The 21,663-nt window shown below is 61.1% G+C and carries 17 protein-coding genes; 7 read left to right on the top strand and 10 right to left on the bottom strand.

Annotated elements, in window-relative coordinates:
* Positions 1-115 precede the first annotated feature (115 nt).
* Positions 116-745, bottom strand: coding sequence for a DUF1007 family protein (locus tag HUV26_RS05385; RefSeq protein WP_174409096.1), 630 nt, complete (start codon positions 743-745; stop codon positions 116-118).
* A gap of 422 nt (positions 746-1,167) precedes the next feature.
* Between HUV26_RS05385 and HUV26_RS05390 the strand changes: the two genes are divergently transcribed.
* The 5 genes from HUV26_RS05390 to HUV26_RS05410 all read left to right on the top strand — a co-directional run bounded on the left by HUV26_RS05390 (position 1,168) and on the right by HUV26_RS05410 (position 5,430).
* Entirely contained in the window at positions 1,168-1,443 is a 276-nt protein-coding gene (locus tag HUV26_RS05390; RefSeq protein WP_174409097.1) for a DUF2325 domain-containing protein, read from the top strand.
* Between the two features lie 50 nt (positions 1,444-1,493).
* Positions 1,494-1,832: a tetratricopeptide repeat protein gene (locus HUV26_RS05395; RefSeq protein ID WP_174409098.1), complete on the top strand. Its 339-nt coding sequence runs from the start codon at positions 1,494-1,496 to the stop codon at positions 1,830-1,832.
* 288 nt (positions 1,833-2,120) lie between these two features.
* Positions 2,121-2,585, top strand: coding sequence for a chemotaxis protein CheX (locus HUV26_RS05400; protein WP_174409099.1), 465 nt, complete (start codon positions 2,121-2,123; stop codon positions 2,583-2,585).
* Positions 2,586-2,641: 56 nt separating this feature from the next.
* Positions 2,642-4,297: a response regulator gene (locus HUV26_RS05405; protein WP_174409100.1), complete on the top strand. Its 1,656-nt coding sequence runs from the start codon at positions 2,642-2,644 to the stop codon at positions 4,295-4,297.
* A 332-nt stretch (positions 4,298-4,629) separates the two neighbouring features.
* A complete protein-coding gene (locus HUV26_RS05410) occupies positions 4,630-5,430 on the top strand; it encodes an HD-GYP domain-containing protein (protein WP_174409101.1) in 801 nt (266 codons plus the stop codon).
* Positions 5,431-5,484: 54 nt separating this feature from the next.
* Here HUV26_RS05410 and HUV26_RS05415 read toward each other — a convergent pair whose 3' ends face one another.
* The 4 genes from HUV26_RS05415 to HUV26_RS05430 form a co-directional block, all read right to left on the bottom strand.
* Positions 5,485-6,864, bottom strand: a complete 1,380-nt coding sequence (locus HUV26_RS05415) for a sigma-54-dependent transcriptional regulator (RefSeq protein WP_174409102.1) — start codon at positions 6,862-6,864, stop codon at positions 5,485-5,487.
* A gap of 4 nt (positions 6,865-6,868) precedes the next feature.
* Entirely contained in the window at positions 6,869-8,359 is a 1,491-nt protein-coding gene (locus HUV26_RS05420) for a sensor histidine kinase (protein ID WP_243451279.1), read from the bottom strand.
* Between the two features lies 1 nt (position 8,360).
* On the bottom strand, positions 8,361-9,731 hold the full coding sequence (locus tag HUV26_RS05425; RefSeq protein ID WP_243451280.1) for a phosphoglucose isomerase-related protein: 1,371 nt from the start codon (positions 9,729-9,731) through the stop codon (positions 8,361-8,363).
* A 140-nt stretch (positions 9,732-9,871) separates the two neighbouring features.
* Positions 9,872-11,044: a pyridoxal phosphate-dependent aminotransferase gene (locus HUV26_RS05430; protein WP_174409104.1), complete on the bottom strand. Its 1,173-nt coding sequence runs from the start codon at positions 11,042-11,044 to the stop codon at positions 9,872-9,874.
* A gap of 143 nt (positions 11,045-11,187) precedes the next feature.
* Between HUV26_RS05430 and sfsA the strand changes: the two genes are divergently transcribed.
* Positions 11,188-11,952: a DNA/RNA nuclease SfsA gene (gene sfsA, locus HUV26_RS05435; RefSeq protein ID WP_174409105.1), complete on the top strand. Its 765-nt coding sequence runs from the start codon at positions 11,188-11,190 to the stop codon at positions 11,950-11,952.
* A gap of 109 nt (positions 11,953-12,061) precedes the next feature.
* On the opposite strand, the gene HUV26_RS05440 is transcribed toward sfsA, so the two are convergent.
* Positions 12,062-13,414, bottom strand: coding sequence for a protoporphyrinogen/coproporphyrinogen oxidase (locus tag HUV26_RS05440; RefSeq protein WP_174409106.1), 1,353 nt, complete (start codon positions 13,412-13,414; stop codon positions 12,062-12,064).
* A gap of 95 nt (positions 13,415-13,509) precedes the next feature.
* Positions 13,510-15,330: a glycosyltransferase family 2 protein gene (locus tag HUV26_RS05445; RefSeq protein ID WP_174409107.1), complete on the bottom strand. Its 1,821-nt coding sequence runs from the start codon at positions 15,328-15,330 to the stop codon at positions 13,510-13,512.
* A 240-nt stretch (positions 15,331-15,570) separates the two neighbouring features.
* Here HUV26_RS05445 and dgt point away from each other — a divergent pair, with 240 nt between their 5' ends.
* A complete protein-coding gene (gene dgt / locus HUV26_RS05450; RefSeq protein WP_174409108.1) occupies positions 15,571-17,154 on the top strand; it encodes a dGTP triphosphohydrolase in 1,584 nt (527 codons plus the stop codon).
* Positions 17,155-17,378: 224 nt separating this feature from the next.
* Here the strand turns inward: dgt and thrC are convergent, their stop codons facing one another.
* Genes thrC through HUV26_RS05465 form a run of 3 tightly spaced genes read right to left on the bottom strand, consistent with a single transcriptional unit; the run spans position 17,379 to position 21,522 of the window.
* Entirely contained in the window at positions 17,379-18,830 is a 1,452-nt protein-coding gene (thrC, locus tag HUV26_RS05455; RefSeq protein WP_174409109.1) for a threonine synthase, read from the bottom strand.
* Positions 18,830-19,435 carry a glycerol-3-phosphate 1-O-acyltransferase PlsY gene (plsY, locus tag HUV26_RS05460; protein WP_243451281.1) on the bottom strand — a complete coding sequence of 202 codons (606 nt, stop codon included), beginning with the start codon at positions 19,433-19,435 and terminating at the stop codon, positions 18,830-18,832. Before plsY ends, thrC begins: the two co-directional genes overlap by 1 nt.
* Before the next feature lie 8 nt (positions 19,436-19,443).
* Positions 19,444-21,522 carry a ribonuclease catalytic domain-containing protein gene (locus HUV26_RS05465; RefSeq protein ID WP_174409110.1) on the bottom strand — a complete coding sequence of 693 codons (2,079 nt, stop codon included), beginning with the start codon at positions 21,520-21,522 and terminating at the stop codon, positions 19,444-19,446.
* Between the last annotated feature and the right edge of the window lie 141 nt (positions 21,523-21,663).

Here is a 21,663-nt window from a genome sequence, read left to right on the forward strand (position 1 = left end):
GGACAAGGACACAAAGCAGAAAAACGCACTGTATATGAAGACGCTGCATGGCTCGCTGATCTTTTTGAAATGTCACGTATTGGCTGTCCGGCAGACGTGTATTGCAGGCCGCCTGCTAAAACACAATGCGGGCTGCCATGGGTATGACCTGCCCGCCGTAAAAGGCCAGTTCCGGCGCATCTTCAAACGCAAACTCCGCGCCGTCCGGTTCTCCCGACAGGCGCACGCCGCTCTCATAGGTCTGAAAATCCGTGTAGTAGCTCGGGTCATAGACAGCCACAAGCACCCGCGACCCGCGCGGCACCGCAAGCGGCGCGAAGAAGGTATATGTCAGCACGCCATCTGCGTAAGTGACCACAAAATCATGCACGGCAGTGACCGGGACGGTGGTTCCGTTCACCATGATGTACAGGAAAAACCGCTCCTCGGCCAGAAAGCCCGCAATATCCTCCCGCTGCGCCTCCCATTCTTCGCGGGTGAGCACGCCGTCGCCGTTGGGGTCCAGGTCCGCAAGGTACTGCATGCTCGCCATGGGGTCGAACTTCCACGTCACGCGTATGCCGCTCATCCCCTGTGCGTCAAAGACAACATCCATGGTGTTGTCCACAAACACATGCGGATGCGCATGCGCCGCAACCGGAAGCAGAACGGCAAGCAACCATGCCGCAAGACAGGCGCGCAGAACACGGCGTATGCTCCGGCTGGCCACAGGTGCTTCCCGATATGCTTCCCGATATGCTTTCAAGGGAGCTTCCCAATATGCTTGCAACGTCAGTCCCATTTTTTTCGTATTCCCGTGCCGCTCCGGCATGCTGCGGTCTGCCAAAGGGTACCCCCTTTTCCCAGAACATTCCGGGTCCGCAGGACATTCCGGCCCGCAGCATCTCCCTTTCTCAAGGAATCACAGGCGGAACTTGGCAAGGATGCCCACCGGGGTAGCATGGGAATTCCCTTCCCAGCTTCGCCGGCAGCCTTACGCCTGCGCCGGAGGATACTTCCTAGCAGGAGTCCGGGCGGGAAGAAAGTTTGAAAATAGAGTTGACAATGATTTTCATTTTCATGTAATGCTGAACACACGGTGCAGGAAGACAGGGCCGGGAATGCAGTGCCGGGCCATATTGGGGCGGATTATCCGCCACAACCACAAGGAACAAACAGGAGCATACCATGTGCGCAACGTTGGTCGGAGGAATGGACAGGCTGAAGAGGGAGTACATTAATGCCGCCAAGGCAAACGGCGTGGAGCTTAAGGTCTTCACGGGCAAGGAAAACTGCATATCCGAAAAAATGGGGCAGACCGAGCTGGTTATCGTGTTCACCAACAAGGTTTCTCACGCCGCCCGCAAAGAAGTGATGCACTATGCCAAATCCCGCAACATACCCGTGCGCCTTGTGCACAACTGCGGCGTTTCTTCCCTGCGCCAGAACCTTGCAACCAACTAGAATACCCCAGCCCGCAAACGGCAACCGGGCAGCAGCCCAAGGAGGACACCATGTGTGCCGCAAAGGAAATTGGAGCCCTGAACAAAAATGGCATGCAGGCCCTTACGCAGGGGAACTACGGCAATGCTGAATTTATGCTGCATCAGGCCCTGCGCAAAGCAACCGGACTGGGGGCGGAAGCCTACACAGCCAAGATTCAGAACAATCTGGGACTTGTTCTTGCCGCGCAGGGCAAACAGCGCGAGGCGGCAGAGCTCTTTGCCAATGCCCTTGTCGCCATAGAGCGCAAAATTGGCTGTGAAAACAGCCTGTACAGATCTGTGCTGCGCAATCTGCAGGCAACCGGGCACGGAAGTCTTATCTCCGGCTGTTCGCAGGCAGCTGCATAGCAGCCACCGGCAACAGGATGGGCATGCTCCGGCCTCCCCAATCTTCCATCCTCCGTCCTCTATTCCCCCCCGCAGTGCACAACGGCTTGCCGTGCGCCCTGTGGCGAATGCGCGCAGCCCCCGCACTGAAGCCTGATCATGGGATTTTTCAAGTAATAATTCCCTTTACGGGCACCTCCATGTACAGTAAAAAAGCATGCAGCATCCGACGCCCGCGCCGAACACATTACCCGGCTGCGCGGCAACCCGGCACATCCTGTACGAATGGAACGCAAGGAGCCCGCAAATATGAGTACCGGCATTGAGGTTGCCAAACCCTTTATCGCCGCCACGGTTAACGTGCTGTCCACCATGGCCGGCATAACCCCCATCCCCGGCAAGCCGTATGTAAAACAAAACAACATGGCGCAGGGCGATGTTTCCGCCGTCATCGGTATCACAGGATACAAAAACGGCAGCATTTCCGTCACATTTACCAAAAAATGCGCCATTGCCCTCGTCAAGGGCATGCTGGGCGATGACATTCAGGACGTGCTGCAGGATACCAAGGACGCCGTGGGCGAGGTGACCAACATGATTTCCGGCCAAGCCCGCGCGGGACTTGCGGAAATGGGCATGGTCTTTCAGGGGTCCACCCCCTCGGTCATCATGGGCGACAACCATTCCATAACCCACATCACCAAAAGCCCTATCATGGCCATTCCCTTTTCCACGCCCAACGGAGACTTCACCGTCGAATTCTGTTTCGAGTAGCCCCCCCCCCCACGAACCCGTGTCCCGTTCCGGTGCTCACCGCAGGGAGGTCATAGATGGCGCTGGCAGATTCCTTTCGCTCTATGGATTTTCTTGAACAGGCAACGGCGTTGCAGGCGCTGCAAGCCCTTCCCGCCGCTGAAGCCCTTGCCGAAATTACGCCCCTGTTTCTTGCCCCCACAGGCGACGCGGCAGCCGATTCCATGGTGCGCAACGCCCTGCGGGCCATTTTGCGCAGCAACCCCGCCGCCGTACTGAACGGTCTGACTGCGGACCAGCCACCCATGGCCGACCTCTGCCGCGACATGGCGGCGGAAATGCGCCTTGAAGCCGCTGTTCCCCATCTTATTCACGCTGCCGCAAGCGTTGCGGGCTCCCGCGACATGGACGGCCTGCGGACCATTCTGGGCATACTCGGCCGGATAGGCAGCCCGCAGTCGCTGCCCGCCTTCCGCGCTCACATGGACAACCCGGACCCGGTGACCGCCGCCCTGTGTATTCAGCATCTGGGAGCACTGGGAGATGCCTCAAGCCTGCCCGCTCTTGCTGCCGCCATCTCCGCCGCCAACGCAGAAGACCGCTACGAAACCTGCGACATAACCACATGGAAGGCCATAGAGGCCATTGGTGAAATAGGCCGTGCCGGAACTCCCGCTGCCATTGCCGTGCTGGCACGGTTCATCCACCACCGCAACCCCACGGCCCGCCGTATCGTTCTGGAAACACTGGTCCGCTGCGGCGAAGACGCCATTGCCCACGTTGGGCCCGCCCTGCTTGACCCGGACACGGATACCCGCATTATGGCCGCCAACGCCCTGCGGGACATAGCGCACAAGGCTGCTGCCGAACCTTTGGTGCGTGCACTGGAGAAGGGTGCCGCCGTGGATGCCAATGTGGGATTTGCCATTTACGAAGCACTGGGACACACGCCCGGCATGAAAAGCCTGGTCGCCCTGACCGAGGCACTGCCCAAGGAGCACGAACCCAGCACCCTTATGGCCATTGTACAGGCACTGGAAACGCAGGCTTCGCCCGCCGTGGGCAAACGATTCAATGAAATAGTCACCGACCGTCTTTCCGCGCAGGATGCGCAGGCCCAGCGGATTCTCTCTGCGGTCATTGCCGTGCGCGCCACAGGCCTTTTTCCGCACCTGTACGCCGACCCGGTGGTGGGTCGCATTCTTGTGGGGCTTATCCTCAAAACCAGCGACCCGGAAGCTCTGCGGAGTTTTGCGGAAATCCTGCGCCAGTGCCCGCAGCCGCAGGCGGAGAAAGACGCGCAGACCCTGCTGGCCGCCCTGCCTGCAACAGAAACGTCCGACCGTCCCAGACTGCTCGCAGTGGACGATTCCAACGCCATGCGCAACTTCTACCGCACCCACGGCGCGGCCATGGGATTTGACGTTACGCTCGCGGAACATGGCCAGCATGCGCTGGACATTGTGGAATCTGCCAGCGGGGCATCTTTGACCTTTGCCATTGTGGTGGTGGACATGAACATGCCTGTCATGGACGGCATCCAGTTTACGGAAAAACTGCGTGCCATGCCCGAATACGCCAGCACACCTGTGCTTATGGCCACCACGGAATCGGGCCGTTCACAGGCATCTCTGGCCCGCAAAAGCGGCGTTACCGCCTTTCTCCCCAAGCCCTTCACACCGGAAATGCTGCAATCCAAGATAGGCAAACTGCTGGAGCGGGCCGGACACTGACGCGATTCAGGCGTTACGCATGCGTCCCACTTTGTATCCCACTGTCGCGTCCCACTGTCGCGTTCCCCTGCTGCTTTCTTCTGTCGCGTCCCGCCGGCGTGTTCTCCTGACACCTTCTCCTGCTGCGCTCCATCACCGCAACAGGCAAACTAGAAGCGGCACGGCATCACATACGGCTGACGCTGTCGTATCACGCTGAAATCGTAAGCTCATTTCCTTGCAAAGTGTATCTTTCCGTTGACAACCCTCTTCAAACCTCCTAGTCATGAAAACGAAATTCATTTTCGTTTACTCGTTCTCTTTTCCGTCCCGTTAACAGCAGTGAGGCTCACATGAAGCTCGCCAGCCGGGCCACCGCACTTTGTACCCCGCATGTTCTCCCGGAACCTACCCACTGCCCCGGTCCGCAGAAGGCCTGCCCCGGAAACAGGGTTCTTACCGGACATGACCCGGTAAGCCGATCGCTGCATCAGTTCGCGGAATCCCTCGGCAATGCCATAGATGCCAAGGACCCGCACACAAGCTGCCATTCGGAAGAAGTGGCCGTGATTGCACAGGCCATAGGGCAGAAGCTGGGGTTGCGCTGCCACGATGCAGACATACTGCACATAGCGGGGCACCTGCACGACATAGGCAAGATAGGTGTGCCGGACTGCGTGCTGCAAAAACAGGGCAGCCTGACGGAGGAAGAGTGGCTGCTGGTGCGCCAGCATCCGGTCATCGGGGCCAACATTGTGCGGCCCGTGCAGGCATTTTCAGACATGACGGGCATACGCGCCATGATCCTGCACCACCACGAGCGGTATGACGGCACAGGCTATCCGCACGGGCTTGCGGGCGATTCCATCCCCTTGGGCGCGCGCATCATCGCCGTGGCGGATTCGCTTTCTGCCATGCTGCAGAACCGCCCATACCGGCCCTGCATGGCCTTTGAACAGGCGGTGGAAGAGGTGCGCGCCTGCGCCGGTGCACAGTTTGACCCCATGATCGTGCGGGCCTTTCTTGGTGCCCGCAACACCATTCAGGACCTTGTGACCATGCTCAAGGAATCCGATGCCTGCGAATGCGCCGCTCCCTTTTCTGCCGTGGCAAACACCGCCGAAACGCAGGGCAGTCTTACCCGCATAAAATGAAAAAAGCCGGGAGAGTCCCGGCTTTTGGTTACTGACAATAGTAGCTGTATGCGGCTAATGCCCGGTAATCTGGTATTTCTTCAGCTTGTACTGAAGCAGGCTCTTGGAGATGTTCAGCATCTCCGCCGCCTTTACCTGCACGAAATCTGAACGGACCAGCGCGCGCCGGATAAGCGCGGCCTCAATCTTTTCCAGAGTCTCGCCCAGATCCAGCTTAACGGGCAGCAGGTCCACCGCGCTCTTGAGCTGGGTTTCCTCGTCACGGATTTCCTGCGGCAGGTCTTCCACGGTGATCATCTCGTGCGAGGCAAGCACCATGCACCGCTCCACCACGTTTTCCAACTGCCGGATATTGCCGGGCCACTCGTAGCCCGTCATGTAGTCCATGGCTTCTGTGCTGAACGCCCTGCGCTCCACATTCTGCTCACGCACCACCTTATCCGCAAAATGCGTGGCAAGCAGGGGAATATCTTCCCGGCGCTCCCGCAGCGGCGGCAACTGGATATGCACCACGTTCAGGCGGTAATAGAGGTCTTCGCGGAAATTGCCCTTTTGCACCTCTTCCATCAAATCTTTGTTGGTGGCGGTGACGACGCGGATATCCACCTCCACCTCTTCGCCACCGCCTACGCGCTCTATCTTGCGTTCCTGCAAAACGCGCAGCAGCTTTACCTGAATATCCTGCGAAAGTTCGCCTATCTCGTCCAGAAACAGGGTTCCGCCGTGGGCAAGCTCGAAGCGTCCCCGCTTCATGGCCACGGCCCCGGTAAACGAGCCTTTTTCGTGTCCGAAAAGTTCGCTTTCCAGCACGCCGGGGTTGAGCGCCATGCAGTTTACGCTGATGAACGGGCCGTCCTTGCGGGGCGAGGAAAAATGGATGGCCCGCGCCACAAGCTCCTTGCCCGTGCCCGATTCTCCTGTGATAAGCACCGTGGACTTGCTGGGGGCCGCACGGTCCACCATGGCCAGCACGTCCTTTATGGCCCGGCTTCTGCCGATAATCTGCTTGAGCCCGTAGCGTTCTTCCAGATTGGCATGCAGCAGCCTGTAGCGGCGGTGCGCCTTGGCCAGTTCGGACGCATTCTGCACCGCAAGCAGCAGTTCATCGTTGGAGAAGGGTTTGGTGATATAGTCAAACGCGCCCGTGCGCATGACCTCCACGGCACTTTCTATGGTGCCGAAGGCGGTCATGATGAGCACCGGCGTCTGGGGATAGTTCTTTTTCACGTGGGCCAGCACGTCCGCCCCGGTCAGCTTGGGCATCTTCATGTCGGTGATCACCACGTCCACTTCCGATTCTTCCAGAAACGCAAGTCCGGTCTCGGGATCGTTCAGCGCGGTCACCTTGTAGCCCGCATCGCTGAGCAGAGCCTCCAGCACCAGCAGGTAGTTCTTCTCGTCATCAAGGACGAGCAGATGGGAATGGTCACTCATGGGTTCAGTCTTTCCTTGCACTCTTTTCGGCAGGCAGGCGCACACGCACTATGGCGCCGCCCTCTTCCGCGTTGGAGAGGAACATGTCGCCGCCGTGGCTGGTGATAATGCTGTTTACTATGGCCAGCCCCAGCCCGGTGCCGTCATCCTTTGTGGTGAAAAACGGGTCCAGCATCTTGTCCAGATTGGCCATATCGAAGCCGCACCCGGAGTCTGTAAAGGTTACCAGCACGTCTGCGCCGTGCACACCGCCCACAATGCGGATGCGCCCCTTGCCGGTTATGGCCTGCAGCGCGTTGGTTATGATGTTGTAAAAGGCGCGGTAGAGCAAGTCTTTGTCGCCAAGGACAAACAGCCCCTGCACGTATCCGCGCTCCACCTCCACCTCGTGCCGGGAAAGCTCGCCCTCCAGAAAGCCGAGGGCCTGATCCAGCACCAGCGCCACATCCACCAGATTTTTGCTGGGCACCTTGGGCCGTGCGTAATCCAGAAATTCCTGCACGGTCTTGGAAAGCCTTTTGGCCTCGTCATGGATGGCGGACAGTATCTTCTGCGTTAACGTATCTGTATTGGGGCGTTTGAGCAGCAGCTCCGCGCTGGAAGAGATTATTCCCAGCGGATTGCGTATTTCGTGGGCAATGGATGAAACCACCCTGCCCATGCTGGCGAGTTTTTCGCTCTGGTGCAGTTCGCGCTCCAGCCGTTCCTTCTCCTGCATGCGCTCGGAAAGAACCCGTTCTGACCGGCGGATAAAGGTGACCAGCAGAACGAACAGCAGCAGCGAAGAGACCATGGACGTGCCCACGATGAGCCATTGCAGGCTCACCACCTCCGCATAGTCCGCCGTTATGTCCTGCGTTACCTCCAGCACGGCTATGACCGGCTGCTCTCGCTCGTCGGTGATTTCCTGCAACCCCAGCATTACCCCGCCGTCATCTTCGCGCACGAGTATGGCCCGGTGCCTGTCGCGCAGGGGGAAGGTGGTGCGCAGAATGAAGGAACGCGGCGGCATGTCAAAGTCGAACATGGCCTCTAGCGGGGTGAGCGAGGATTCTATTTCAAAGCTGTGCACCTTTTCGCTCAGGGCGCGGGAGACAGCCAGCCCGGCATGGGCTGTGCTGCCCAGGTCTTCTTTGTTCAGCGCATAGACCACGGCCTTGGACGTATCGTACAGGCGCATGCTGTCTACCTGCAACCCGTGCACCACGCTCTGCACCACCTGATCCAGCCGCTCGTATTGCTCCGTATTATGCAGGTTGATGGGACCAAGGCCCAGCCGGTGAGGCTGGAAAAACCTGCGGTATATCTGATGATTCAGGTTTTCCGCCAGCAGCGTGGCAAACTCCTTCTGCTTTTGCAGCAGCGAGGTGCGCGCCGAGTTGCTGATAATGACCGATAACCCGAGACTGGAAATCAGAATGAGGATCAGGGATGTCCACGAGAGAAACTTGGCAAATCCGAGCGGTGCCTGATCCGTTGACTGTTTGTGGGACAAGCTAGAACTCCTGCTGTTCCGGGACGCGCGCGAGGAAGGCTTCCATATCTGCCGATTCCTCATCGTAGCCCGAAGCGCCGAGGCGGGCGTTGGCAAGCCGCTTGCCAAGCTCCACGGCGGGCTGGTCGAGGGGGTTTATATCCAGCAGCCAGCCGGTGAGCACGGTGGCGATGCCCAGAAGCGCCATAAGCCTGCCCGCAGCTTCTTCCCCGGTGCTGCCCATGCACATTTCCACAATCGGAGTACCGGCCTTGTACAGCGCCATCTGGGTTCCCAGACCCTCTGCCTGCAGCAGGTCACCGAAGTGCGCCCCGCGCAGATACGCCCATTCTTCCGGCAGGTCCGGCCCGAACTGCCGCCCCTTGGACAGGCTGGGCGAACTGAGCAGCAGGCACGCCTTGTCCCGCGGACCATCCAGAAACATCTGCTGCGTGGAATGCTGGTCGGTCACGCCCACGGCAGGCAACGGCATGGAGCCTTTGCCTTCCTTGCCCAGACTCTCTGCCCAGAGCTGCGTGAACCAGAAGCCGAACTGCGCCCACAACGGAATGTAGGAAAAGAAAATAAGCTGGGTGTAGCCGCGCTCCATGAGCGTGCGGTTCCACACCGCCAGCTTCCATGCGGGGTGCGTCTCCAGCGTTTTGACGCCCGCGCCCGGAGCGTACAGGGGAGCGCCCACGGCAAGTGCGCCGCGCAGGAGCGCCTTCCAGTCCATATCCAGAAAGGCGGCCGGGACCATGCCCACGGCGGAAAGCACGGAATATCTGCCGCCCAGATGGTCGGGTACGGGCAGGGACGCAAGCCCGAGCACGTCGGCTTCCTGCCGCAGATAGCCCTTGGCGACGTCGGTGATGACCATGACGTGTTTTTTCCACGCATCGCCCAGCGACTCGCGCAGCCACTGGCGGGCCAGAAAATACTGCGAGAGGGTTTCTATGGTGCCGCCGGACTTGGAAATAACCACCACAATCGTCTTTTCAGGGGGAAGCAGTTCAAACCACGCATCCAGCGTGTCGGCGTCCACATTATCGGCAATCCAGAGGCTGCGCCCGGCGTGTTCCGGCCTGTCCTGCTGCGGATAAAAGGCCTTTTGCAGGGCGCGGGCGCCCAGCGCGGAACCGCCTATGCCCAGCAACAACATGTGCCGGAACGACTGCAGCCACGGCGTGTAGGCTTCCAGCGAGGTTTCCAGCTCCTCCCGGAAGGGCATGTTGATGAACGGCAGCCGCCCCGCCGTTATTTCGGAAATCAGCCGCGTGGACATGTCTCCGCGGCGCACCTCGTACGGCATGGAATCGCCGGAGGCTACGCGTCCGTTCCACGCGCCGGTCCAGTCAAGCGTATTGGGAATTATCGAGCCTGCGGTCTTCATGGGCTTATCTCCTTGCGTTTACGGCCACCGGCCATGCGCCTCGCGCCCCCGCCCCGGCACCACCGGCAGTGGGCCGCACAGAGGGACACACAGAGGGACGGACATACAGGCACCCTACCGCATTTCCCTTCCGACTGCACCTATTTGAAAAGCACCTTCGCAATCTTATCCAGCGCAGAGGTGAGGGTTGCCTCATCCACGGCGTAGGAAATGCGGATACAGTTGTCATCGCCAAAAGCCGCCCCCGGCACGAGGGCAACGCCCGCTTCTTCCAGCAGGGCAGTGCACAGGGTGGCGGAATCGGGAATGGCCTTGGTGTAGTGGCGGTGCACATCGGGGAAGATGTAGAACGCCCCTTCAGGCACCGGGCACACCACCTCCGGCCAGCTGCCCACAATCTTCAGGGCAAGGTCGCGGCGCGCGCGGAAGGCGGCGCGCATCTCGTCCACCACGGCAAACCCGCCCGAAAGAGCGGCCACAGCCCCTTTCTGCGCAAAGGTGCACACGTTGGACGTGGACTGTCCCTGAATCTTGGTCATGGCCTTGATGAGGTCGGCATGGGCAAGCACGTAGCCGATGCGCCAGCCGGTCATGGCAAAGCTTTTGGCAAGGCCGTTCACCACGCAGACCTGCTCGGGATAGCGGGTCCACCATGAACACAGGGAAACGTGTTCCGCCGGGGCATATACCAGCTGGTCGTAAATTTCGTCGGAGATGATGAACAGGCCCTTTTCTATGGCCCAGCCGGCAATGGCGTCCATCTGCGCCTTGTTATAGGCGGCTCCCGTGGGATTGGAGGGCGAGTTCAGCAGCAGCACGCGGGTTTTTTCCGTGCGGTGCGCCTCCAGCTGCTCCACCGTAACCTTGAAGGCGGCATCCGCCGTGGCGGGCACCACCACGGGCACGCCCTCGGCAAGCTGCACCATGGGCGGATAGCTGACCCAGTAGGGGCCGGGAATGAGCACCTCGTCACCGGGGTTGAGCAATGCCTGAAAAAGATTGTATAAGGCCTGCTTGCCGCCGTTGGTGACCATGGTATTCTCCATGGCGGCATAGGCGTTGTAGAAGGTGTTGAAATACGCGGCAACCGCTTCGCGCAGGTCCGGCAGGCCCGGAACGGCGGCATAGCGGGTAAAACCGTCGTCTATGGCCTTTTTACATGCCTCGCGCACATACTCTGGTGTGGGGAAGTCCGGCTCGCCCACGGCAAGACTGACAATCTCCTTCCCCTGTGCCTTCAGTTCCAGCGCCTTGGCGTTTACGGCCAGCGTGGCCGAAGGCTTGAGCTGCTTCAAACGGTCCGAAATGTTCATGCGCATTCCTCTTTGTACGGATTGTCGGTCATGGGCTTTCCGCGAAGTATCAATTTGGTCTGCATCTGTAAACAGTTGAAAGTGCGGGTGAAGATACGCCACACTGAACGGCGTTCCAATCCCCCGATTACAAAGGATTTAGCATGACCGCAAAACCGCTCATTCCCTTTCCGCAGGGCTGCATCACCGGAGCGTTTGTCCGGCGCGTCAAGCGGTTCAGCGTGGAGATAGTGCACAATGGCCGGTCGGAATGGGTGCATTCCAATAATTCCGGTTCCATGATGGGATTGCTGCGCCCCGGCGCGCCCGTGCTCGCCTCGCCCGCCGCCAACCCGGACCGCAAGCTCAGATGGACGCAGGAGGCCGTGCGCATGCGCGACTGGTCGGGCGATTTTTGGGTGGGGGTGAACACCGCCACGCCCAACAGGCTGCTGGAAGCCGCCTTTCATGCGGGATTGCTCCCGTGGGCGGCGGGCTATACGCACCTGCGGCGCGAGGCCAGGTTCGGAGAAAGCCGTCTGGACGCCTGCCTTACCGCAGACCCGCAAAACCCGGCACAGGGGGATGGGGGCGGAGAAACAACGCTGCCGCCCCTCTGGGTGGAGTGTAAGAATGTTACCATGGTGGAAGACGATGTGGCCTGCTTCCCGGACGCGGCCACGGAACGCGGGCAGAAGCACATACGGGAGATGATGGGGCTTGTGGAGCAGGGGTTCCGGGCCGCGTTTTTCTATCTGGTGCAACGGGCGGACGGCTCCTGCTTCGGCCCTGCGGACTTCATCGACCCCGCCTATGCCGACCTGTTCTGGCAGGCGCTGGACGCGGGCGTGGAGGTATATCCCCACCGCGCGGTGGTCACGGAGCAGGGAATATTTCTGGGCGAGATGCTCCCTGTCCGGGCAAAATAATGCCAAGATAAGGCCAAAGTAAGGCCAAGGTAAGGCGCAGGCAAGGGAGAGGAAGACACAGGCAGGGTAAAGTAAGGCGACCTTAGACGGCGGTAACGTGGTCGCAGGCCTACTTTACCACATACGTGGTTTCCTGATTGCCCAGCACCATGCGCTCTGCCCATTCCACACCCTGCATGACGGAATGGTCCATGTTTGCGGCCTCGTACTGCCAGCCGCCGAAGCGTCCGCGCGAGTAGATGTCGCGGCTCTCCAGCCACGGTTGCAGTACGCGCAGGGCGGGGTCGCGCTCCAGCGTGGGCACGGGGTACCCGTACTCCAGTTCGCAGGACCAGCGCGAGAGGATGTTGTCCCGGTCCTTTTCGTCCATCAGCGCTGTGTTCACCAGTCCCTGCACGGTGGATTCCATGAGCTGCGACAGGTCTTCCTTCTTGTGGCGGGAGTAGGATATTTCGCACATCAGCGCACGCGAGGCACCGGGTTTGGCGGCGTTATTGGGCGAATAGTTGTGGAAGTTGGTCACGCGGTAGAACGGCGCGTTATCTTCCGGGAAATACATCCAGCAGGTGGGGTCGTCGCGCATGCCGTCCACGCCCACCCCCGCCACGAACACGGAGTTGTGCGCCAGCCTGCCCGCCGCCTCGCGCAATTCCCCGTTGGGGGTGTTCAGGCTTTGCAGCACGAACTGGTCCAGCGGGCCGGTATTGAGAAGATATTCGTAGGTAATGCGTTCACCCTGCGATGTTTCCGCCACCTTGGCTTGGGCGTCTACGGCAACCACCTCGGTATTGCGGCGCACCATGTCGCCCAGACGGTCGCCCAGACGGGTGAATATCTCTCCCGTGCCGCCGAACAGCGGAAAACGGAAGACATTGTTGGGGCCCCAGCTCTTGTTATCCAGTTCCAGAATCAGGTTTTTGAGCACCATCTCAAGATTCACCACGGAGACGCGTTCGCCTATCCAGTGATAAGCCATCATCTCCGCCGGGGTGGCCCATACCTTGAAATTGTACGGGACCATGAAATATTTGGCGATGCCCGCCCCGAACACCACGTCCATCCATTCGCGGAAGTTGGCGGGCTGCTTCTCCGGTCTTCTGCCGGGGAGCATGGCTTCCACTATCTCCCATTGCACCTCGCGCGGCAGATGGCGCAGGTTGTTCTGGAAGGGATAGGGCACCCAGCGTTCCAGCATGCGCACCATGGCGATGCGCTGGTGCTCCAGATAGGCATCGCCCAGCAGGTCCTCTATGAGCCTGTCGAAATACGCATAGTGCGAAAAGACCACGTGCCCGCCCAGATCCCAGGTAAACCCTGCGGAATCCTTGAAGCTGGCTGCAAGCCCGCCCGTGTAGGCATTTTTTTCCAGCAGCAGCACGCTGGTTTCGCCCAGCTCCCGCAGCCTGTGCCCTGCACCCAGCCCTGTGGGTCCGGCCCCTATGATCAGATATTTGACATGCATGCCGCGCCGCCTCCGGTGTGGAAAAAGTTCTTGTCCCGCCGCAGCCCGCGCCGCACGGGGGTGCCTGCCCTGCTCCGCAACGATGCGCCGTGGCGCTACTCCGGCGGCAGGGAATCCAGCACACTGGCCTTGGCAAGCAAATCCTGTTCCAGCAGCGCAGACTCCGCCCGCATGATGGCCTCTATGCGGTCACGCCCATAGGCGGCGTGCAGCTTGAACTTATTGCCCATGCCGTTACCGTATTGCGCGGCGGACATGCCCACCGCCTTGCCCGTGCGCTTGAGGTGGCGCACCGCAAGGAACCCCGTGTAGGCGCAGTGCCTGCCCTGCACCGCCATGCGCAGGTCGTGCTCCAGATCATCATACTGCGAGGGCGAGTAGAACAGTGAAAAATCTCCGCCCGCCGCAAGGTCCGCCGCGCGGAAGAGGTGGCAGCACCCGGTCACGGACACACAGGGGCGGATGTAGTCGAACCGTCCGGTATCCGACACCTGCGCGTGGATATCCTTTACATTGAAGGGCACGGCAAGGGCGTGGGCAAGGCTGAACGCCGCTTCCACCTCTTCTTCCGTGCCGCTCTTGATGGTCAGATGCAGATCGGCGGACTGCACCACGTGCGGGGCATGCTGGTCCAGAATTTTGCCGCCCCATACGGAAGCCTGCGGGCAGACATGCACCGCGCGCGCCATGTGCCCCAGCCAGTCGGGCGGCAGCATGGCATCGTCATCCAGATAGGCAATAAAATCAGCCTGCGCCATTTCCGGCAGGTTTTTAAGCCAGTTGCGTGCAGCAGGCGCGCCCACGTTCACCGGCAGGTGAATTGCCTGCATGCGCCCGCCCAGCCGGTCCGCCCACGCGGTTATCACGTCACCTGTGCCGTCTGTGCTGCCGTTGTTCAATGCCACGATGCGCCATAGCCCGGAGGCGGAAGGCGCAAGGCATTCCAAGGCGGCGTTCAGGTCGTCCGCCTTGTTCCACGAATACAGCAACGCCGCCACCCGGCCCAGTTGCGCGCCATCCTGCGGCCTGTCGTTTTCCTGCACAGAGTCGTGCAGCCGCATGAGCGCGTTCACGTTCCAGGGGCGCAACACCAGTATGCGACGCCACAGCGTATGCGCCCCCTCACGCTCCCCTGCCTTCCACAGGCAGTGGGCCAGCCTGTCCGCCAGCAGCAACGGCCCACCGGGCACCATGGACAGCAGGGAGTCTGCGGCTTCCCTCTCCGCCAGACAACGGGCCGCAGCCCCGGCGGCATGGTGCGCCTCCGCTTCCTCACTCACAGCGGCTGCGGCGCACAGCCCCACGGCGGTCACGCCTTCCTGCGCCGCGCGGGCAAACAGATGCAGCACCGCATCATGCCGCCCCATGGCGGTGAGCACATGGGTGAGCACCCCCATGCGCAACTGCGCACATTCGACCAGCGGTTCCGGCCAGTGGTCACGCACATGCTCCAGCACCCACGGAAGATCGCCCGACAACTCCCCCACCGCCAGAACCTGCTGCAACCAGTAGGCGTTGGCGGTGTCCTTTGCCCGCTCGCCGTCCAGATAGCTCCGTATCCTGCCGTAATCGGCCTGCTGCGCCAGCCGCTGATAGTATCGCTGGTTCTCCGGCCTGTTGAAACAGGCCGCCAGCCGCAGCAGCGTGGCCTTGGCAGACATGCTCAGCCACGGCATCTGACTGTCCAGCGAGAGCAGCTGGTGGGCAAAATCCCCGTTCAGCGGGTCATCTTCCCACGCTGCCAGCAGCAGGTCGCGCCCCGCCATGAACAGGGTGGCGTCCACCCCCTGCCCGTCGCCGTGCTCTCCGCCCAGTGCCCGCGCGGCAAGCCGCATGCAGCGGAACGACCCCACCGTGCCCGGCAGCAGTGCCGTTCGGAACCATGCGGGCAGCCCGCGCCAATACTGTTGCAACATGCGTAACTCCTGAAGTATGCAACACCCTGAAGATTCTGGAACGGTACCCGGGTACATCCGGTAACACCCGATAACGGGCGGTACACCCGGAAACAGACGGATACAGACGGATACCAGCGGATACGTTTGGACCACCCCCGGCACCACGCAGCCGCCCCGGATGACCGGATACGTTTTCTGATACGTTACAATTCGCCGTTCAGGCAAGGAACGCGGGCGTATTCCCGCACAAGGAGCCACATGAGCAGCATGGACTGGGAGCGACTTCTTTCCACCGCCCGTCTGGGACAGACCAGAAAGACCCCCAAGGAAGGCCGCACGGATTTTAACACCGACCATGACCGCATCGTCTTTTCCTCCGCCTTCCGACGCCTGCAGGACAAGACACAGGTATTTCCGCTGGCGGAGACAGACTACGTGCGCACCCGCCTGACCCACAGTCTGGAGGCTTCCAACATTGGCCGCACCTTGGGCACACTGGCGGGACGCCGCATTCTTGCCCGCCTGCGCGGTGACAACACGAACGAATGCACGGAAGACAGCGGGCACGGCACTGCGGGCAGTCCTTCGCGGCGGCTTGCCGATGGCACTGCCGATGGCGCAGGCGTGAATGCATCCCTTGCAGGCTCTTCGGGTTCCTTTGCGACCGACCGGCATGGCCTGTCCGGTGATAATGGCCCGTCCGGTCATAACGGCCTGCATAGCCTGACAGAAGACGACTTCGGCGCCGTGGTGGCCACCGCAGCGCTGGCGCACGACATGGGCAATCCGCCTTTCGGGCACAGCGGCGAGGACGCTATCCGCGAATGGTTCCTCTCCCACCCTACGGGTCAGGAAATTATCGGCCAGTTACCGGAAGCCTGCCGCGCCGATCTTCTCTACTTTGAGGGCAACGCGCAGGGGTTCCGCATTCTGAACCGGCTGCAGTTTCCGGACCGGGCATACGGGATGCGCCTGACCTGCGCGGTGCTGGGCGCGTTTATGAAGTACCCGTGCGATGCCTCTGTCATGGACAGCGGGCAGAATGCCGGGGGACGGTATACAAAATTCGGCCTGTTCCGGGCGGAGAAGGATAGCTTCGCGCAGGCGGCGGAAGAACTGGGACTGATAGCCCTGCGGCCTGACGGGTCACGTTGTACTGGGCCAGACGGCACCGGACAGACCCCATTGGCCGCATGGGCCCGGCATCCCCTCGCCTACCTCGTGGAGGCAGCCGATGATATCTGCTACTCCATTGCCGACGTGGAGGACGGCTTCCGGCGCGGACGCGTGACGTATGACGAAGTACGCGACCTGCTCTGCCCCCTCATCGCACCGGAAAACAACTGGTGGGAGCGCTCACTGGAAGCCATGCGTCAACCTACCGAGCAGGTGGAATTTCTCCGCGCTGTTGCCATGGGCGGCGTGGTGCGGAGCGCTGTGGACTGCTTTATGGAGCACGAAGACGCTCTGCTGCGCGGCGAACACCTGAAAAAGGGACTTACCCGGCACATGGCGCTGGCGACTCCCTTTGCGCGGCTGGGCGAGGTGAACTACGCCAAGGTCTATCAGGACCCGCAGGTGGTGGAGATAGAGGCTGCCGGCTACGAGGTGATGGACAGATTGCTCACTGCCTTCGGCGGTGCCGTGTTCAGACGTTATAACGGCCGCATGACCACACGGGATACAACCGTTGTCAAACTTTTCCCCGCCATCCGCCATGCGGCACAGGACAGTTTGTACGAACACATGCTGGAAGTTACCGACTTTGTTTCCGGCATGACCGACACCTCTGCCGTAAGCCTGTACAAGAAGCTCTCCGGCATGACGCTGGGCAGGGGGTAGGCTGCGGCTGACGACTCAGGAGACAGCAGTGCCCGAATAGCGTGCGGGTATTTCCCTGTTGTCGGAGGGAGTTCCCTGTACAACAGGAGTGATAGCTCCCGGTTATGCGCATTCACCACGAGTTATCGCTCTTGAAAGATCGCTAACATATCTGGATAAAAGAAAAGCCCCGCTGCGCAAAGGCAACGGGGCTTTGGTCATTCTATCGTGCACTTGGAGAAGGACTATTTTCCCTGCAATCCCAGCCGCTCCGCAATGGCCTTTGCGGCAGCCAGCGTGAATTCGGTGGGAGAAAGGCGGTCTTTGTCCGCCGCATCCAGCAGCAGTTCCGGCCTGTTGGCGAGCGACATATCCGGCACCACGCCGTATTCGGGCGGAAAGGCGTTGCTGAAATACATATCCTGAAACCCGGCAAACTTCATGGCATGGGCGGTGGCATCCAGCACGGCGCTCTGCCCTTCTGCCATAAGCCCCAGCTCCAGCGCGCGTTTGAGGCCAGCAAAGCATTCGCCGCCCTGCGTGCAGGCAATGTGCCCGTGGCGGTTCACCTCTATCATGCCGTCCATGATCTGCTGTTCCGTGACCTGCAACACCTGAAACGCGCCGCGGCCGCCTATGGCCTCGAACTGTTCTGCAAAGTGCCGCACGCGCGGGAAGGACACCGGGTTGCCTATCATGGCTGCCTGCGCCACGGAAGGCGTGACCGTGACCGGCCTGTATTCCCGCTCCGCAGGGTCATCTACGCTGTAATAGCGGTAGACGGGGTCCGCATGGTGCGACTGCACACCGAAGACACGGGGCAACGCGGGGATGATGCCCAGCCTGTGCAGCTTGAGGAACCCGCCCATGACGGCGGTTATGTTGCCCGCGTTGCCAATGGGCACAAACACGCATTTGTCCGCCACATCCCAGTTATACCACTGGGCAATTTCAAAGGCATAGGATTCCTGCCCCAGAATGCGCCAGCTGTTCTTGGAATTCAGCAGGGCCACGCGGTAGTGTTCCGCCAGATGCTCCACCACCTTCATGCAGTCGTCGAACACGCCGGGCACTTCCAGCACGGTGGCACCGGATCCCAGCGGCTGCGAAAGCTGCTGCGGCGTGACCTTGCCGTGGGGCAGCAGCACCACGGACTTGAGGGGCGCGCCCACGTAGGAGGCATACAGCGCGGCAGCGGCAGAGGTATCTCCCGTTGAAGCGCACACGGTGAGCACATCGTCCCATCCGTGCCTGCGCACCAGAGCCTTGAGGTAGGAAAAGGCGCACGCCATGCCCCGGTCTTTGAAGGAGGCGCTGGGGTTCTGCCCGTCATTCTTGTAGGCGAACCGCACCCCCGTCTTTTCCGCCAGATGCGGGCTGGCTTCCACTATGGGGGTGTTGCCCTCTCCGAGGTAGACGATATCCTCTTCTTCCAGCACGGGGGCCATAAGCTCGTAGAAACGGAATATGCCGCGCAGGGCCGTATTGCGCGAAGCGGCCCGCTCATCGAAAATCTGCTGCCACTCATCGCCGGGGGTTTCTGCCAGCCTGTCAAAGGCAAGGTTATCCAGCAGAAACACGCCGCCGCACGTGGGGCAGGTGTACAAAAGTTCATCCACGCCGTGGCGCGAACCGCAGCCAAGGCAGAAATATTCCATGTTTCCCCGGTAGCGGGGAAATACATCTGCGTTTCGCATTATGCCGCTTCCTCATGCTTTTTCTTTTGCCAGGACTTTTCCTCGCCGCGTGCCAGCCGCGCAATGTTTTCGCGGTGGGTCCAGTACACCAGCGCCATTACGCCCAGCGCAAGGGGAATATATGCCCAGCAGCCGGTGATGAGCAGTGCCGCAGGCATAATGGTTACCAGAGTGAGCGAGCCAAGGGAAACGTAGCCCGTGCGCCAGATGACCAGCAGACACACCAGCGCCGAAGCAAGCAGGCTGGAAAACGCCAGCGGGATGAACACGCCGATGGTGGTGGCCACAGCCTTGCCGCCCTTGAAGTCCAGAAACATGGAGTACACATGCCCCAGCAGCGCAGCCAGCGCGACCAGCGAAAGGAACAGCGGGCTGGTGCTTACCAGCATGCCCGCCCACACAGGCACCACGCCCTTGAGCAGGTCCAGCACCAGCGTCAGCATGCCGTAGCGGGTACCGCACAGCCTTGCCACGTTGGTGGCTCCCACGTTGCCGCTGCCGCCGTTGCGCGGGTCCACACCGCAGGCGGCCTTGGCCACCAGCAGGCCGAAGGGAACGGAACCTATCATGTACGCGATGAGGAGCCACAAAAGTATACCCAGCATAACCTCTCCTATTCTTCTTCCATCACATCAAGGATCTGTATCTCGTTTTCCAGCGGATGCACCTTGCCCAGCCGCACGCGCAGCCGCTGGCCGGGATACACCTTGTCGCCGAACGACTTGCGCCTGCCCCGCACGAAAATCTGCTCGCGCGGCAGCGAAACGGTGACGAACATGTCATTATCTTCCGTTACCACGGCGTTCCACCACTCCTTGTCGCCCCGCTGGCGGAAATACAGTAGCTTCCAGTAACGCGGACGGAACCGCTGTATCTGCCCCACGGCATCCAGCCGGGCACCCAGCACGGGCAGCATGGCGGCAAGGGCTTCCCGCGTCCACAAGGGCGCGCCTTCGCGCACATAATGCAGCACCTGCGCCACGTTCATCAGGTCCGGGTAACGGCGCAGCGGAGACGTGACCGGGCTGTACGCCTCTACCCCTATGCCCCGGTGCGGCTTGGGGGCGGGTTCCAGCAAGGCGGAGGAGAGCGACTTGACCACACGGGCAATATCCTGCGGCGCGCTCCAGATACCCGCATACTCCTTGGGCACCGCCACATCCTGCGTGCGGTGCAGCAGGGGCACATCCCGTTCCCGCGCCCACAGCGCAAGACCGGAATTGGCCAGAATCATCATTTCGCTCACCAGCAGCATGGACCGGGGCACTTCTTCCGCGTCGTGGATTTCCACCCGCACGTCAGCCCCTTCGCCGCTGAGCACCACCTTGGGGTCGTTGCGGTCTATAATCACCGCCCCGTTGCGCACCCGGCGGGCGATGAGCACATCTGCAAGCTCCATGGCACAAAGAATCTGTTCCCTGTGCGCAGCAGCGGGCGTTGCTTCCCCGCCTCCGGCGATAACCGCCTCGCAGTCCACATAGGTAAGGTTGCCTGCAAGGCGCACCCACTGCATGGAAGGCGCGCACCGCTTAGTCTCGCCCTCTGCGGAAAGTTCCATATCCAGCACCATGGCAGGGCGCACCTCGCCCCCCATAAGGCTGAAAAAGTCCGTGCCCAGCGCGGTGGGCAGCATATTGCCGTTGCCCTCCGGCAGATACACGCTGGTGGCACGCCGCAGCACTTCGCGGTCCAGCGGTCCTTCAAAGGGCCATTCCAGCGCGGGGCAGGCAATGGCGATGCGCAGACGCCAGCCCCCGTCCTCTCTGCGCGCAATGGCAAAGGCATCGTCAATGTCGCGCGTGGAGGCGGAATCTATGGAAATATACCCGTACCCGTCCGGTTCGCCGCACAGGTCACGCACCTTGCGTTGCAGGGATTCCACCTCTTCCGCGTGGGGTGCTGCCCAAGCCTCTGTGCAGTCGTAGCCTGCGCGGTCCAGCCAGAAATTGTGGTGCGGCGGAACCAGCCCCCACGCCTGCGCCAGCCGCAGCGGCATGTGCGGGTCTTCCGGCAGCCCTTTTGTGAGCAGCTTCCAGACCTGCTCAACATCGTGGTTATCCGGGTCTGCCATGCGCCCGAGGATAACGTCCCTGAACCGCTCCCGCAGTTCGCCTTCCGGCTGCCTGCCCAGCGGTTTGCCGCGTGACGCCGACTCCCACAGGGACTGGAAGAATTCCTGCCCAGCGGTCACCAGCATCTCGCGTTCTTCGCGCTTGCGCTCTTCCACCATGCGCGATTCCACACGCTCTGCGGAATAGATCTCAAAGTCCGGCGGCTGAAACCGGAAGTGTGTCTTGCACGCAAGCAGGGCATGCCCCAGTGCGGCCACATCGTCCACATGAGGCTGTTCCCACAGCAGTTCGGCAAACCACTCCACAGAGGCTTTATCCACCTCGCCCTGCGCCAGTTCCCACAGTTCCAGCGCGGCTATTTCCGCCTCGCGGGCCTCGCGCCGCCTGTGGTGGTCATCCAGAATGTCGCCTATCTGCTGCCGGGAATGCTCGCCGGAATACTGCGGTCCTGCCCACGGCAGGATACGCGCCGTTGCCAGCTTCATTTCCCGCTTGTTCAGGGTGAACAGCCGCAGCTTGCCGGATTGTTCTTCCAGCACCCACGCCACCTGCGCCTTGTTGCCGTGCATGAACTCCACAACGCAGCCGGGACCGGGATACCGGACCAGAGAAGATGCCATACTGCCTGCTTTATGTTCTCCGTACGCTGCGCACATGCTGCCCGTACGGAATGATTACACCCGGATTATTGCCGCCTGAACGGTGCCTGCCGCTGTCCGCCGGACAGGGCATGGGACAACACACGAGGCAGCCCCGCCCCG

The organism is Desulfovibrio psychrotolerans (assembly GCF_013340305.1).
Lineage (GTDB): Bacteria > Desulfobacterota > Desulfovibrionia > Desulfovibrionales > Desulfovibrionaceae > Halodesulfovibrio > Halodesulfovibrio psychrotolerans.

What these genes read in the sequence shown, in the direction of transcription:
- HUV26_RS05390 (WP_174409097.1), top strand. Translation starts at nt 1,168, where the DNA reads ATGTGCGCAACGTTGGTCGGAGGAATGGACAGGCTGAAGAGGGAGTAC.
- HUV26_RS05395 (WP_174409098.1), top strand. Translation starts at nt 1,494, where the DNA reads ATGTGTGCCGCAAAGGAAATTGGAGCCCTGAACAAAAATGGCATGCAG.
- HUV26_RS05400 (WP_174409099.1), top strand. Translation starts at nt 2,121, where the DNA reads ATGAGTACCGGCATTGAGGTTGCCAAACCCTTTATCGCCGCCACGGTT.
- HUV26_RS05405 (WP_174409100.1), top strand. Translation starts at nt 2,642, where the DNA reads ATGGCGCTGGCAGATTCCTTTCGCTCTATGGATTTTCTTGAACAGGCA.
- HUV26_RS05410 (WP_174409101.1), top strand. Translation starts at nt 4,630, where the DNA reads ATGAAGCTCGCCAGCCGGGCCACCGCACTTTGTACCCCGCATGTTCTC.
- HUV26_RS05415 (WP_174409102.1), bottom strand. Translation starts at nt 6,864, where the DNA reads ATGAGTGACCATTCCCATCTGCTCGTCCTTGATGACGAGAAGAACTAC.
- HUV26_RS05425 (WP_243451280.1), bottom strand. Translation starts at nt 9,731, where the DNA reads ATGAAGACCGCAGGCTCGATAATTCCCAATACGCTTGACTGGACCGGC.
- HUV26_RS05430 (WP_174409104.1), bottom strand. Translation starts at nt 11,044, where the DNA reads ATGAACATTTCGGACCGTTTGAAGCAGCTCAAGCCTTCGGCCACGCTG.
- sfsA (WP_174409105.1), top strand. Translation starts at nt 11,188, where the DNA reads ATGACCGCAAAACCGCTCATTCCCTTTCCGCAGGGCTGCATCACCGGA.
- HUV26_RS05440 (WP_174409106.1), bottom strand. Translation starts at nt 13,414, where the DNA reads ATGCATGTCAAATATCTGATCATAGGGGCCGGACCCACAGGGCTGGGT.
- HUV26_RS05445 (WP_174409107.1), bottom strand. Translation starts at nt 15,330, where the DNA reads ATGTTGCAACAGTATTGGCGCGGGCTGCCCGCATGGTTCCGAACGGCA.
- dgt (WP_174409108.1), top strand. Translation starts at nt 15,571, where the DNA reads ATGAGCAGCATGGACTGGGAGCGACTTCTTTCCACCGCCCGTCTGGGA.
- thrC (WP_174409109.1), bottom strand. Translation starts at nt 18,830, where the DNA reads ATGCGAAACGCAGATGTATTTCCCCGCTACCGGGGAAACATGGAATAT.
- plsY (WP_243451281.1), bottom strand. Translation starts at nt 19,435, where the DNA reads ATGCTGGGTATACTTTTGTGGCTCCTCATCGCGTACATGATAGGTTCC.
- HUV26_RS05465 (WP_174409110.1), bottom strand. Translation starts at nt 21,522, where the DNA reads ATGGCATCTTCTCTGGTCCGGTATCCCGGTCCCGGCTGCGTTGTGGAG.